The sequence below is a fragment of the Isoptericola sp. F-RaC21 genome, from assembly GCF_038593535.1.
Taxonomy (GTDB): Bacteria; Actinomycetota; Actinomycetes; order Actinomycetales; family Cellulomonadaceae; genus Isoptericola.
Window position 1 is genome coordinate 529474 of sequence record NZ_JBCFYX010000005.1, and the last position, 13595, is coordinate 543068.

Annotated in this window: 9 protein-coding genes; all 9 read right to left on the reverse strand. The window is 72.2% G+C overall.

The genetic code is table 11. The annotated features are described in order from the left end of the window. Positions 1 to 10 precede the first annotated feature (10 nt). The 9 genes from AAG589_RS20630 to AAG589_RS20670 all read right to left on the reverse strand — a co-directional run bounded on the left by AAG589_RS20630 (position 11) and on the right by AAG589_RS20670 (position 13544). Positions 11 to 2251, reverse strand: coding sequence for a glycoside hydrolase family 3 N-terminal domain-containing protein (locus tag AAG589_RS20630; protein ID WP_430569169.1), 2241 nt, complete (start codon positions 2249 to 2251; stop codon positions 11 to 13). A gap of 257 nt (positions 2252 to 2508) precedes the next feature. Continuing rightward, a complete protein-coding gene (locus AAG589_RS20635; protein ID WP_430569170.1) occupies positions 2509 to 3684 on the reverse strand; it encodes a glycoside hydrolase family 1 protein in 1176 nt (391 codons plus the stop codon). A 66-nt stretch (positions 3685 to 3750) separates the two neighbouring features. Then, positions 3751 to 4632 carry an alpha/beta fold hydrolase gene (locus tag AAG589_RS20640; protein ID WP_430569171.1) on the reverse strand — a complete coding sequence of 294 codons (882 nt, stop codon included), beginning with the start codon at positions 4630 to 4632 and terminating at the stop codon, positions 3751 to 3753. A 140-nt stretch (positions 4633 to 4772) separates the two neighbouring features. Continuing rightward, positions 4773 to 6458, reverse strand: a complete 1686-nt coding sequence (locus tag AAG589_RS20645) for an ABC transporter ATP-binding protein (RefSeq protein ID WP_430569172.1) — start codon at positions 6456 to 6458, stop codon at positions 4773 to 4775. Next, entirely contained in the window at positions 6455 to 7444 is a 990-nt protein-coding gene (locus tag AAG589_RS20650; protein ID WP_430569173.1) for an ABC transporter permease, read from the reverse strand. The genes AAG589_RS20645 and AAG589_RS20650 overlap by 4 nt, the downstream gene beginning before the upstream one ends. Positions 7445 to 7449: 5 nt before the next feature. After that, on the reverse strand, positions 7450 to 8430 hold the full coding sequence (locus tag AAG589_RS20655) for an ABC transporter permease (protein ID WP_430569174.1): 981 nt from the start codon (positions 8428 to 8430) through the stop codon (positions 7450 to 7452). A 129-nt stretch (positions 8431 to 8559) separates the two neighbouring features. Next, a complete protein-coding gene (locus tag AAG589_RS20660; RefSeq protein ID WP_430569175.1) occupies positions 8560 to 10221 on the reverse strand; it encodes an ABC transporter substrate-binding protein in 1662 nt (553 codons plus the stop codon). A gap of 160 nt (positions 10222 to 10381) precedes the next feature. After that, entirely contained in the window at positions 10382 to 11512 is a 1131-nt protein-coding gene (locus AAG589_RS20665; RefSeq protein WP_430569176.1) for a LacI family DNA-binding transcriptional regulator, read from the reverse strand. Between the two features lie 199 nt (positions 11513 to 11711). Further along, positions 11712 to 13544, reverse strand: a complete 1833-nt coding sequence (locus AAG589_RS20670) for an ABC transporter ATP-binding protein (RefSeq protein ID WP_430569177.1) — start codon at positions 13542 to 13544, stop codon at positions 11712 to 11714. Between the last annotated feature and the right edge of the window lie 51 nt (positions 13545 to 13595).

Genomic DNA, 13595 nt, shown 5'->3' on the forward strand with positions numbered 1-13595 from the left:
CCACCGGCCCTCAGGAGATACGGAAAGGCGCCGCCAGCAGGTCCTCGCGGCGCGAGCTGGGGCCGACCAGCAGCTCGAACTCGCCCGGCTCGACGACGCGGCGGCCGGCGGCGTCGACGATCGAGCAGTCGGCGGCGGGCACCTCGACCTCGACGACGGTGCTCTCGCCGGGCGCGAGCGGCACGCGGCGGAAGGTCTTCAGCTCGCGGTCGGCCCAGGTCACGGAGGTGACGCGGTCGCTCACGTACACCTGCACGGTCTCGACCGTCGGGCGCGCCCCGGTGTTGGCGACGGTGACGCGGCCGCGCACGACGCCGTCGCGCGCGACGTCGTCGGCGTCCAGCTCCAGGCCGGAGTACTCGACGGACGTGTACGAGCGGCCCTCGCCGAACACGTACGGCGGGCGCTGGGTCATGTCGGCGTACCGGGTGCCGTGCTGACCGCGGACCTGGTGGTAGAACACCGGCTGCTGCCCGGCGTGCAGGGCGTACGAGATCGGCAGGCGGCCCGTCGGCTCGATGAGCCCGAGCAGCAGCTCCGCGACGGCCCGGCCGCCGCGCATCCCCGGGTTGGCGGCGTGCACCAGGGCGGCGGCGCGGCGCGCGGCGTCCGGCAGCACCAACGGCTTGGACGCGACGAGCACGACGACGACGGGCGTGCCGGTGGCGACGAGCCGCTCCAGCAGCTCCACCTGCCCGCCCTGCAGCTCCAGCGTCGCGGTGGACTTGCCCTCGCCGGCCAGCGCGACCTCGTCGCCCAGGACGGCGACGACGACGTCGGCCGCGCGGGCGGCGCCCTCCGCCGCGGCCAGCAGCGTCGGGTCGGACGGCGCGGGCAACGCCGCCGGGGGGCGCGGCTGGCCGTCGGGGAAGTGCGTGCCGTCCGGGTCGGGGCCCAGCTCGACGATGTTCGCGCCGCGGGCGTGCGTGACCTCCCACGACGCCGGCGCGACGGCGCGCAGGCCGTCGAGCACCGTCTCCGTCAGCTCGCGCGGGTGCCCGTCGCGGATCCAGCTCACCTGGCCGGACGCACCCGCCCAGTCGCCGAGCTGCGCGTGCGGGTCGTCCGCGTTCGGCCCGACGACGGCGACCCTCAGCGGGCGGGCGGCGTCGAGCGGCAGGGTGCCGTCGTTCTCCAGCAGCACGAGCGATCCGCGCGCGACGTCGAGCGCCAGGTCGCGGTGCTCGGCCGAGCCGACGACGGCCTCGATGCGCTCCGCGACGGGCGCGCGCGGGTCCTCGAAGAGCCCGAGGTCCACCTTGAGGCGCAGGATGCGCCGCACCGCGTCGTCGAGCCGGGCCTCGTCGATGCGGCCGTCGGCGACGGCCTCCTGCGCGCCGGAGAAGAACCTCGGCGTCGCCATGATGACGTCGTTGCCGGCGTCGACCGCGGCGGCGGACGCGTGCGCGTGGTCGGGGCTGACGAACTGCTCCCAGACCATGCGGCCCACGTTGTCCCAGTCGGTGACGAGCGTGCCGTCGAAGCCCCACTCGTCCTTGAGCACGCCCTGCAGCAGCCAGCGGCTGGTGGTGATGGGCACGCCGTCGATGGCCTGGTAGCCGATCATCACGGTGCGCACGCCCTCGCGGACCACGCGCTCGAACGGCGGCAGGAACCACGAGCGCAGCTTGCGCGGCGAGAGGTCGGCCTCGGTGGCGTCTCGGCCGCCCTGCGTCTCGGAGTAGCCGGCGAAGTGCTTCGCGGTCGCGAGCACCGCCGTCGGGTCGGCGAGGCCCTCGCCCTGGTAGCCGCGCACCATCGCGGCGCCGAGCTCCCCGATGAGGTGCGGGTCCTCGCCGAACGTCTCGTTCACGCGGCCCCAGCGCAGGTCGCGGGTGATGCACAGCACGGGGGAGAACGTCCAGTGCAGGCCGGTCGCGGCGGCCTCGACCGCCGTCGCGCGCGCCGCCCGCTCCACCAGGTCGAGGTCCCAGGTGGCCGCCATCCCCAGCTGGCTGGGGAACACCGTCGCGCCGGGGAAGAACCCGTGGCCGTGGATCGCGTCGTCCGCCACCAGCAGCGGGATACCGAGCCGCGTGCCGCGCGCCAGCTCGATCGCCTCCACGACGCGCGACGGCGACGCGTGCAGGATCGACCCGGCCAGCCGCTCGACGACGATGTCCTCGAGGTCGTCCATCGCGTTGAGCTGCAGCATCTGCCCGACCTTCTCGGGCAGCGTCATCCGGCTCAGCAGGTCCTCGACCCGCTCGGCGGGGGACAGGGACGGGTCGCGGTACGGCAGGTCGGTCATGGCTCAGAGTCTTCCGTCGGAGGGGCGGTCGTGCCGAGGTAGTTCCAAGTTCCGCGAGGTAGTCCCAGGTTCCGCGAGGTAGTTCAGAAATCGCCGAGGTAGTTCGCATCACCGCGAGGTAGTCGACTACCTCACGAGATTTCGAACTACCTCGGCGATTTCTGAACTACCTCGCGGGGCCCAGAACTACCTCGCGGATTCCTGAACTACCTCGCGAGGGTTGGGACTACCTCGCGGGGGTTGGGACTACCTCGCGGTCAGCGGACGGTGAGGCCGTTCGCCTGCGCGACGGAGCCGAGCCAGCCCAGCGACGGCTTCGGACGGCGCTCGAAGGTCTCGGGGTCGAACCCGACCAGGCCGAACGTGGGGCGGAAGCCGGAGGCCCACTCGTAGTTGTCCAGCAGGCTCCAGTGCAGGTAGCCGCGGACGTCGACGCCGTCGGTGATCGCCGAGTGCAGGCCGGCCAGCGCGCCCTCGGTGTAGTCGATGCGGCGGGCGTCGTCGGAGGTGGCCATGCCGTTCTCGGTGACGAACACCGGCACGCCCTGCGTCTTCTCCCAGGCCGAGCGCACGCCGTGCTCCAGCGCGAGCGGGTAGAACTCCCAGCCGGTGAGCGTGGTCTCGACGCCGTCCGGCACCTGGCGGGGGCCGTCGGGGCCGATGATCGTGCGGGTGTAGGCCTGGACGCCCACCCAGTCGTCGCCGCGGGCGGCCTCGAGGTACCAGTCGTCGCGCTGGTAGCCGTACTCGTGGGCCACGTCCTCGCAGCCCGGCTCGGGCTGGAAGTCCTGCGTGGCCACGGTCCAGCCGGACTTGATACCGCCGACGCCGGCGAGGATCTCGCGCGAGCGGTGGTGGGACTCCAGCAGCGTGTCCGCGACCTGCAGGTCGGGGGCGGGCAGGCCGTAGGCGACCAGGTTGGCGGGGTCCTCGCCGCCCGCGATCATCGCGGCGATGTTCGGCTCGTTGATGGTGCAGACGTAGTCGACGTCGTTCCCGAGGATCGGCAGCGCGAGCTCGGTGAAGCGGGCGAAGCGGTCGGCGGCCTTGGGGGAGCGCCACATGCCCTCGTGGTAGAACCAGCGCGGCACGGTGAAGTGCATCAGCGTGACCATCGGGGTGATGCCGAGCTCGAGGCACGTCTCGACCATGCGGCGGTAGTGCGCGATCTCGGCGCGGGAGACGAAGCCCTCCTCGGGCTCGATGCGCGCCCACTCGATGGAGAAGCGGTACGTGTCCAGGCCGGCGTCGCGCAGGAGCGTCATGTCCTCGCGGTAGCGGTGGTAGCTGTCGGCCGCGTCGCCGCTGGGCTCGACGATCGAGGTGCCGGCGGCGTGCTCGCGCGGCCACCAGTCGCTGTTGATGTTGTTGCCCTCGATCTGGTGGGCCGCGGTGGCGGCGCCCCAGCGGAAGCCCTCGGGGAAGTGCAGCACGAGATGGTCCTTACGTTGTGGTGCGGTGTCCAGCGGCGCGAGCGGGGCCCGGCGCCGTGTGGTCGTTCAGTGCGAGGTGGTCCAGAAGTCGGCGAGCAGGTCCGCGGTCGCCGGCGGGTTCTCGACGTTGGGGAGGTGGCCGGCGTCGGCGATCACCTCGTACCGGGCGCCGAGCCGCTCGGCCATGGCGCGCTGCCACGGCTGCGGCCACGCGGCGTCGTCCACGCCGTGCGCGACGAGCACCGGCAGGCCGGTGGCGGCCAGGTCGGGCGTGACGTCGTGGACGTCGGCGAGGACGTCGATGGCGCCCAGCAGGTTGTCGACGCTCGTGGCGACGGACCGCTCCCGCAGGAAGCGGACCTCGACGTCGAGGTCGGCCGCGGCGGCCGGTTCCTCGGCGAGCCGCCGCGCGAGCGACGGGTTGTCGAGCGTCCACAGGTCGACGAGCCCGGCGGCGGCCAGCAGCCGGTCGCGCTCGGCGTCCTTGCGCCCGGGCCAGCCGTGCGGGCCGGAGCAGAGCATCGTGAGGCTCGCGAACGACGCCGGGTCGCGCACGGCCGTGGCCGCCGCGACCGTGCCGCCGAAGCTGTGGCCCAGCAGGTGCAGCGCCCCGGGCTCGACGCCGGCTGTCGCGGCCACGAGGGCGGCGACGTCGAGCGCGTCGCCCGTGAAGTCGTCGCGGCGGTAGGAGCCCACGCCGCGCGGCGCGGCGGAGTCGGCCTGCCCGCGCTGGGAGTACGTCCACGCCTCGACGCCGCGCTCGGCCAGCAGCGGCAGCAGCAGCCGGTGGTCCTCCTTCGACCCGGTGAACCCGGGCACGAGCAGGGCCACCGCGCGGCGCTCCACGCCGTCCGGCACGACGGCGCGCAGCGCGGTGAGCGGGCCCACCGGCACGTCGAGCACCAGCGGCTCGACGCCGTCCGGCAGCGGCAGGACCGAGAACGGCACGCCCGGCCGCACGCTCCCGCTGGTCGAGCGTGTCGAGACCGCGGACGGGGTTTCGACAGGCTCAACCAGCGATGACGGGGTTTCGACGGGCTCAACCAGCGATGACGGGGTTTCGACAGGCTCAACCGGCGGGCGGGCGGTCACGACGCGGCCCCGTCGGCGAACCGGCGCGCGGGCTGCGGGATCGCGTCCAGCAGCTGCGTCGTGTAGGCGTCCTCGGGGAAGCGCAGCACCTGCGTGGTGCCGCCGGACTCCACGACCTGGCCGTGGTGCAGCACCATGATCTGGTCGGTCACGACGCGCGCCGACAGCAGGTCGTGCGTGATGTACAGCAGCGAGACGCCGAGGTCCGCGCGCAGGTCCTCCAGCAGGCTGAGCACGCCGGCGCGCAGCGACACGTCGAGCATCGAGACGGGCTCGTCGGCGATGAGCACCTGCGGGTTCGACGCCAGGGCGCGCGCGATGACGACGCGCTGGCGCTGCCCGCCCGACAGCTGGTGCGGCAGCTTGGCCGCGTACTGCTCGACGGGCGTGAGCCCCACGGTCTCGAGGAGCTCGAGCACACGCCCGCGCGCCGCCTCGCCGGTGAGCCCGGTGAAGTTCTCCACCGGCCGGGTGAGCGTGTACTCCACGGTGTGCAGCGGGTTGAGCGCCGAGTACGGGTCCTGGAACACCATCTGGACGTCCGCGTGCAGGGTCTTGAGCCGGCGGCGGCGCAGCCGGTCGACGCGCAGGTCGCCGAACGTCACGGTGCCCGACGTCGGCCGCTCCACGCCCGTGACCATCTTCGCGATGGTCGACTTGCCCGAGCCGGACTGGCCGACCAGCGCCATCGCGGCGCCGGGCTCCAGGCGGAACGACACGTCGTCGACGGCGGTGACGGCCTTCTCGCCGCGGCGCGGCGGCGGGTACACCTTCGACACGTGGTCGACGACGATCGCGTCGTGCGCGGCCGCGCGCTCGGGCCGTGCCGACGGCGCATCGCCGTCCCGGCCGGCGGTGGCCGGCGTCTTGCGCTCGAAGCCGGGCAGCTCCACGACCTCGGCCCGCGGGTCGGCGTAGTGGCTCAGCAGCATCTGCGTGTACGGGTGCGCGGGCGCGGAGAAGATCTGCCGCGACGCGCCGTCCTCGACGATCTCGCCGTCGTGCATGACGACGACGCGCTCGGCCGACTCCAGCACGACGCCGAGGTCGTGCGAGATGAGCACGGCGGTGAAGCCCTCCGCGGCCTGGAGCTCGCGGATGGTGTCCATGACGGCGTGCTGCACGAGCACGTCGAGGGCCGTGGTGGGCTCGTCGAACACCATGAGCCGCGGCTCGAGCGACAGGGCGAGGGCGATGGAGACGCGCTGGCGCATGCCGCCGGAGAGCTCGCCGGGGTAGCGGTCGAGCACCGTGGACGGCAGCTGCACCTTGTCGAGCAGCTCGATCGCCCGCTGGCGCCGCTTCGCCTTCGGCACGTGCCCGTGCGCGGCGAAGATGTCGCCGAAGTGGTTCGCGATGGTCCGCACCGGGTTGAGCGCGTTCATGCCCGACTGGAGCACCATGGCGAACCCGCCGCGGCGCTGCACGCGCAGCTCCTCGGCGTCCAGGTGCGCGATGTCGGTGCCGTCGAACACGATGCGCCCGCCGGAGATGCGCGCCGGCGCCTTCGCGAGGCGGGTCACGGCGAAGCCGAGCGTCGACTTGCCGGAACCGGACTCGCCGACCAGGCCCACGAACTCGCCCTGCTCCAGGGTGAGGTTTGCGTTCTTGACGGCGTGCGTCGGGACGGCCCCGCGGGGCTCGTAGACGACGGACAGGTCCTGGATCTCGAGCAGGCTCATCGGCCGGTCCCTTCCCGCAGGCGCGGGTTGGACAACCCGTCGACGCCGAAGTTCACGAGGGTCATGGAGGTCGCCAGCAGCGCGATGCACAGACCCGGGGCGAACAGGAGGATCCACTGGCCGGTGAGGATGGCCATCGAGTTCTGGGCCCAGAAGATCATCGAGCCCCAGCTCACGGTGGCCATGTCCCCCAGGCCGAGGAACGACAGGCCCGACTCGGCGAGCACCGCCGACGTCGCGGCGCCGAAGAACGACCCGGCGATCATCGAGGTCATGTTCGGCAGGATCTCGCGGAAGATGACGCGCGCCGAGCTCTCGCCGGAGAAGATCGCCGCCGTCACGAAGTCGCGCGAGCGCAGCGACTGCGTCTGCGAGCGCAGCACGCGGGCGCCCCACGCCCAGCCGGTGATGACGACGACCAGGATGATCATCGGCAGCCCGCCGTTCTGCAGGTACGCCGCGATGATGATCATCAGCGGCAGGCCCGGCATCACGAGGAACAGGTTGACGAGGAAGTTGACGACGTCGTTGCCCCAGCCGCGCAGGTAGCCCCACGACAGGCCGATGACGACGGCGACGACGGTCGACAGGCCGCCCGCGACGAAGCCGACGAGCAGGGAGACGCGGGCGCCGTAGATCACCTGGGACAGCACGTCCTCGCCGGCTCCGGTGGTGCCGAGCCAGTGCGCGGCGCTGCCGGGCTCGTTGCGGGCGAACGAGTCGTCGTGCGGGGAGTAGGGCGCGAGCAGCGGCGCGAAGATCGCCATGAGGACGAACAGCCCCAGGATGACGAGCCCCACGCGGGCCTTGGGGTTGGCCCAGACGGTCGCGAACGCGCGGCCGACGACCTGGCCGGTGCGGCCCAGCCGGGTGCGGGCGGGGCGCCGAGGGCCGTTGACCGGCTTGGCGCCGCGGGCGGGCTCGGGGGCGGGGCCGCTGGGGTCGGGCGTCGTGGCGGTGGTCGTGGTGGTCGGATCTGCAGCCATGGGGGTCACCGCCTCGTTCGGGGGTCGAGGACGCCGTAGAGGATCTCCACCAGGAAGTTCGCCAGCAGCACGCTCACGGTGATCATGAGGAAGAGCGCCTGCATCAGCGGGAAGTCCTGGTTGGTGACGGCGTTGAAGAGCAGGTAGCCGACGCCGGGGTACGCGAACACCTGCTCCACGAGCAGGGAGCCGCCGACGACGCCGCCGAGCGCCATGCCGAAGCCGGTGAGGTTCGGCAGGATCGCGTTGCGGGCGGCGTAGCGGATCGCGACCGTGCGGCCGCGCAGGCCGTTGGCCTCGGCGAACGTCACGTAGTCGTCGCCGAGCGTGTTGATCATCGTGTTGCGCATGCCGAGGATCCAGCCGCCCAGGGACGTGATGAGGATCGTCACCGCGGGCAGGGCCGCGTGGTACAGCACGTCGCCGAGGAACTCCCACGACAGGTTCGGCACCGCGGTGGCGGAGTAGGCGCCCGACGTCGGGAACCAGCCGAGCACGTAGCCGAGGAAGAAGACGATGAGCAGCGCGGTCCAGAAGTAGGGGAACGCGGAGAGGAAGCTGCCGGCCACGGTGGGCAGGGAGTCCATCCAGGTGCCGCGCTTCCAGGCCGCGCCGATGCCGATCAGGGTGCCGATCACGAACGCGATGATCGTGACGGCGCCGACCATGATCAGCGTCCACGGCAGCGCGCCGGCGACGAGCTCGGAGACCTGCTGCGGGAAGAAGGTGTAGGACACCCCGAAGTCGAGGTGGATGACGTTGTTCAGGTACGTGACGTACTGGTCCCAGATGCTGCCGCCGGGCATGCCCAGCTGGGCCTCGATCGCCGCCTGCACCGACGGCGTCACGGGGCCGTTCTGGGCGAGCTTGGCGATGGCCGCGTCAGCGGGCGAGCCGGGCATGAGGCGCGGGATGACGAAGTTCAGCGTCACCGCCGCCCACAGCGTGAGGACCAGCAGGCCGAGCTTGCGGAGCGCGTAGCGCAACGGAGCCTCCGGGTCGGTGGTGGTCGGTCGGTCGGGGTGGGGTCGTGCGGGCGGTCGTTGCGGGTGGGCTCGTGGCCCTGTTTCGTGGCGGAACAGGGCCACGAGCCCACCCACAACGACCTGACCGGGTCAGCCCTGGGCGGGCTTGAGGTGCGTGAGGACCAGCAGCGGGGTCGAGTCCCACGTCTTCGGGGAGGCGTAGGGGTCGTCCGCGCTGGGCCAGCCGGTGAAGTTCTTGTTCGAGAACAGGCCCCACGAGCCGCCGTAGAACAGGGCGATCATCGGCAGCTGCTCGTACGTGATCTGCTCGAGCTGGTGCGTGATCTCGAGCTGCTTCGCCTCGTCGGTGGTCACCTTGAGCTCGGCGAGCAGCTGGTCGGCCTCCTTCGACTCGAAGCGTCCGTAGTTGCCGGACGCCGTCTTGCCGAGGTCGAGGCGGAACTCCGACCCCATGAGGCCGTTGTAGTCCTGGAACGGCTGCCCGGTGCCGCCGACGGTGCCCATGATCATGTCGAAGTCGCCCGTGCGGAGCTCCTTCTGGTACGCGGCGGCCTGCGGCTGCACGACGGTGACGTCGATGCCGATCGCGTTCAGCTGGCTCTTGACCTGCTCCACGCCCTGCAGCCAGTCGGACCAGCCGTTCGGGGTGGTGATCGTGATCTTCAGCGGCTTGCCGGACGAGTCGACGAGCTTCTCGCCCTTCTTCGTGTACCCGGCCTTCTCGAACGCGTCGAGGGCGGCGTCGGTGTCCTGGTCGATGTACCCCTCGTTCGGGATCGACGTGTCGAGGATCTTCTCCTGGTTGGGCAGCATGAGGCCGGTCTGGCTGGCCCGGTCGACGTAGCCCTGCTCGGCCTTGTCGGCGATGGCCTGCTTGTCCAGCGCGAGCGCGATGCCCTTGCGGAAGTCGGCGTTGTCGTACGGCGCCTTGGTCATGTTCGGGATGAGCGAGATCGCCGCGCCCGCCGGGAACCAGTACGTGTTGTTGTCGGGGTCGGCCTTGACCCAGGTGTCCTCGACGTCGCTCATGAACGCGTAGGCCCAGTCGTAGCCGTTGTTGACGATGTCGAGCTCGGAGTTGGCGGCGGGCTGCACGAGCTCCTCGACGGCCACCTTGTCCGCCTGCCAGTACTTCTCGTTCTTGGTGAGCGTGTACTGGTTCGGCGTGAACTTGCCGAGCACGTAGGGGCCCGAGCCGACGGGCTCCTCGTTGGTCCAGGTGACCGGGTCCTTGACGTCCTTCCAGATGTGCTCCGGGACGATGAGCTGCTGCGCGAGGATCTTCGCGGCGGGGACGTCCTCGGTCTTCAGGTGCGCGACGACGGTGTTCCCGTCGACCTCGACCGACTTCAGGTGCGACCAGGCGCCCTTGAGGTCCATCTCGGGGTGCTTCTTGACGAGGTCGAACGAGTACTTCACGTCCTCGGCGGTGAGGGGCTCGCCGTCGGACCACGTCACGCCGTCACGGATGGTGAAGACGACCGTCTTGGCGTCGGGCTGGTCGTAGCCCGTGGCCAGCCAGGGGGTCTCCTCGCCGCTCATCTCGTTGATGATGACCAGCGGCTCGTACATGTACGTCGTCGTGTTGCGCTTGCCGGACGAGTACGGGTTGAAGTTCCGGTCGAACGTCGGCGAGCCGTTGTCGGCCGCGATGAGCATCGACGTCGCGCCGCCGGCGGCGCCGTCGTCGCCCTTGTTCTGCACGGGTGCCGAGCAGGCCGCAGTGGCCAGCACCGCGACGGTGGCCGCGATGGCGGCCAGGCGCCGCCCCGAGCGCGCTGTGCGCGTCATGGACATCCACTCCTCTTCGTCGAGGCCTCTCCTGTGAGGGCCCGCGCACGCCGGGGTCGGCGTGCGACGTCCCGGCGAGTGTATGCGCATACATTTCGGAGCGGCAAACCGTGTGGCCAAGGGCCCGGGCGCGGTCCGAGAGGCTCCCGGGCGGAGGCGGTCACGAGCAGCCGCAGCTCTCGCGCAGCAGCACCCGCACGGGCAGGTTCACCGTCGCCGGCGGGGCCGACGGGTCGCCCAGCCGCGTGCGCAGCAGCTCGACCGCGGCCCGGCCCAGCTCGACCATCGGCTGGCTCACCGTGGTGAGCCGCGGGATCGAGGCCTGCGTGGCGTCGATGCCGTCGAAGCCGGTCAGCACGACCTCGCCCGGGACGTCCACGCCCGCCTCGGTGAGCACGTCGAGGAAGCCGAGCGCCGTCTGGTCGTTCGAGCAGACCAGCGCGCGGGGGAGCGCGCGGCCCGTGGCGCCCGTCCCGCGCCCGGTCACGTGCGCCTCGAGCATCGTGCGGGCGAGGTCGCGCGCGCCGGCCCGCGTGAAGTCGCTGCGGGCGGCCGGCTCGTCGGGGGCCTCGAGCCCGGCCGTGGTCAGCGCGTCGCGGAAGCCCTGGAAGCGCTCGTGCGCGTCGGGGGAGTCGAACGGGCCGCCCACGAACGCGAGGTCGCGGATGCCGTGGTCGGCGATCAGGTGGTCGACGAGCGCGCGCGTGCCCGCGCGGTTGTCCACCGAGATGTGGTCGTAGTCGTCGTCCTGCGGCGGGCCGGCCATGACGACGACGGGCACGCGGCGGGCGATGTGCGCCAACAGGTCGTCGGGGACCGACTTCGACAGCACCGCGAGCCCGTCCACGCGGCCCGCGAGCTCGTTGACCGCCTGGGCGCGGCGCAGCCCGCGCGCGACGCCGATCATCACCGCGTGGCCGGTGCGCCACGCCTCGAGCTCCGCGCCACGCATCACCTCGCCGAGGTAGAGGTTGCTCCACCGGGCGGTGACCGGCCCGCCGACGTCGCGCACCACCTCGACGGCCTCGCCCACCCGCACCGGGTCGGGCAGGTCGGCGGCCTCGTCGATGCCGTCGACGTCCGGGAAGCACAGGCCGAGCACGCCCGTCGAGCGCGCCGCCAGGCCCCGGGCCGCGCCGGACGGCACGTAGCCGAGCTCGCGGATCGCCTCGTGCACCACCGTGCGGGTCCGCTCGCGCACGTCGTCGGGGCGTCGCAGCACCCGCGAGACGGTCGCGATCGAGACCCCCGCGCGCTGCGCGACGTCGTACACCGTGGGGGCCTTCGCCACCGGAACTCCTTGACATCCTGCGTCGCCCGCACGGGTGTGCGAGCGGTCCCACGATAGTGACTGCGCATACATCGGGGTATCGCGGCTGGTCAGGTCGACGGGGGCGGGGGCTCACCCCGGCCCTGCCTTCCAGCAAGCGATCTCTCGCGTCATCCGGTCCCGTGGCGCGAGAGATCGCTTGCTGGAAGGCAGGTGGGGGTCAGGCGGTGGCGGGCGCCGTCGACGGGCTGTCCGCCGGCTCCGCGTCGACGGCGATGCGCAGCGCCGCGACGAGGTCGCGGTACAGCTCGTCGGTGGCGTGCAGCTCCTCGTGCGTGCCGCTCGCGCGGACCCGGCCGCCCTCCATGACGAGGATCTGGTCGGCGTCGAGCACGGTGGACAGCCGGTGCGCGACGGTGACGACGGCGCCGTGCCGCGTGTGCGCGCGGATCGCGTCGTGGATCGCCGCCTCCGTGAGGCCGTCGACCTGGGACGTCGCCTCGTCGAGCAGCAGCACGTCCGGCTCCTTGAGCAGCGCCCGGGCCAGGGCGATGCGCTGCCGCTGCCCGCCGGAGACGGCGGACGACACGAGCGAGGTGTCCAGCCCGTCGGGCAGGGCGTCCAGGTCGGCGGCGAGGCGCACCGCCTCGAGCACCTCGCGGACCTGCGCGTCGGTGGCGTCCGGACGGCTGAACAGCAGGTTCTCGCGGATGGTCCCGGGCACGACCGGCGTCTCCTGCTCCACGTAGGCGAAGCGGGCGCGCACCTGGGCGTGGGTCAGTCTGCGGTACGGCGTGCCGTCGAGCCGCAGCTCGCCCGACGTCGGCTCGAGGAACCGCAGCAGCAGCGACAGCAGCGTCGTCTTGCCCGCCCCGGACGGGCCCACCAGGGCGACGTGCCCGCGCCGCGGTACCTCGAGCGAGACGTCGTGCACCACCGGGGAGCCCTCTGCGTAGCCCGCCGTGACGCCGTCGAGCACGAGGACGGGGCCGCCCGCGTGCCGGTCGTCCGCCGTGGCGCCCGGAGCCACGGCGGGCCGGGCGGCGTCGTCCTCCTCGAGCTCCATCGTCTCGACCTCGCGGATCCGCTCCGCGGCGGCGAGGCCCGACTGCAGCGTGGTGAACGCCTGCGTGAGCTCGGAGATCGGGCCGACGATGTTGAACGCGTAGAGCAGGAACGCGACCAGGCTGGAGACGGCCAGCAAGTCCTGAGAGACGCGCCAGGCGCCCAGCCCGAGGATGACGATGATCGCGAGCTGGATGCCGCCCCACGAGACCGTCCAGGCGACGGCCTCGGTCTTCACCGCCGTCACCGCATGCTTCCGCGCCTCCTGCGCGTCGCCGAGGATCTTCCGGCCCTGCCGCTCCTCGGCGCCGCTGGCCTTGACCGTGCGTACCGCGCGCACCGCGCCCTCGACGGCGCCGCCCAGGCGGCCCACCGCCTCCTGCGTGCGGTGCTGCGCCTTGCCGATGCCCGGCAGCAGCAGCCCCATCGCGACGGCGACGACGACGATCGCCACCACCGTCGAGGCCAGCAGCGTGAGGTCGAGCACCGCCATGAGGACGAGCGTGCCGACCAGGGAGATGAACCCGTTGACGAGGCTGACCAGGCTGTTCGACGTCGCCTCGCGCAGCAGCAGGGTGTCGGAGGTGACGCGCGTGACGAGCTCGCCCGCCGGCTTCGAGGTGATGGCGCCGACCTTGGCCCGCAGGTAGCGCGTGACGATCGACGACCGGGCCTCGTAGACGACGTCCTCCGCGAGGCGCCCCAGCAGGATCCACTGGAACAGCCCGACCACCGAGCCGAGGATCATCAGGCCGACGAGCCAGGCCACCGGCCCGCCCATCGACGTGCCTGTCGAGAGGGTGTCGAGCACCCACTTGGTGACCATCGGGGTGGCGAGGCTCATCGCCGTGGCGAGCAGCCCGAGCACCAGCCCGAGCGCGAGGGTGCGGCGGTGCGGGCGGACGAAGCCGAGCAGGATGCGCAGGCGCTCGCGGCCGGAGCGCTCGGGAGGGGGAGAGGTCTCGGTGGCGGCCATGCTGTCAACCATGGTTGACGCTCCTCAATTCGTCAACCTTTGTTGACGACGTCGCGGCGGGGC

Coding starts and splice junctions, on each gene's coding strand:
- AAG589_RS20670 (WP_430569177.1), bottom strand. CDS start 13,544: ATGGTTGACAGCATGGCCGCCACCGAGACCTCTCCCCCTCCCGAGCGC.
- AAG589_RS20645 (WP_430569172.1), bottom strand. CDS start 6,458: ATGAGCCTGCTCGAGATCCAGGACCTGTCCGTCGTCTACGAGCCCCGC.
- AAG589_RS20660 (WP_430569175.1), bottom strand. CDS start 10,221: ATGACGCGCACAGCGCGCTCGGGGCGGCGCCTGGCCGCCATCGCGGCC.
- AAG589_RS20650 (WP_430569173.1), bottom strand. CDS start 7,444: ATGGCTGCAGATCCGACCACCACGACCACCGCCACGACGCCCGACCCC.
- AAG589_RS20630 (WP_430569169.1), bottom strand. CDS start 2,251: ATGACCGACCTGCCGTACCGCGACCCGTCCCTGTCCCCCGCCGAGCGG.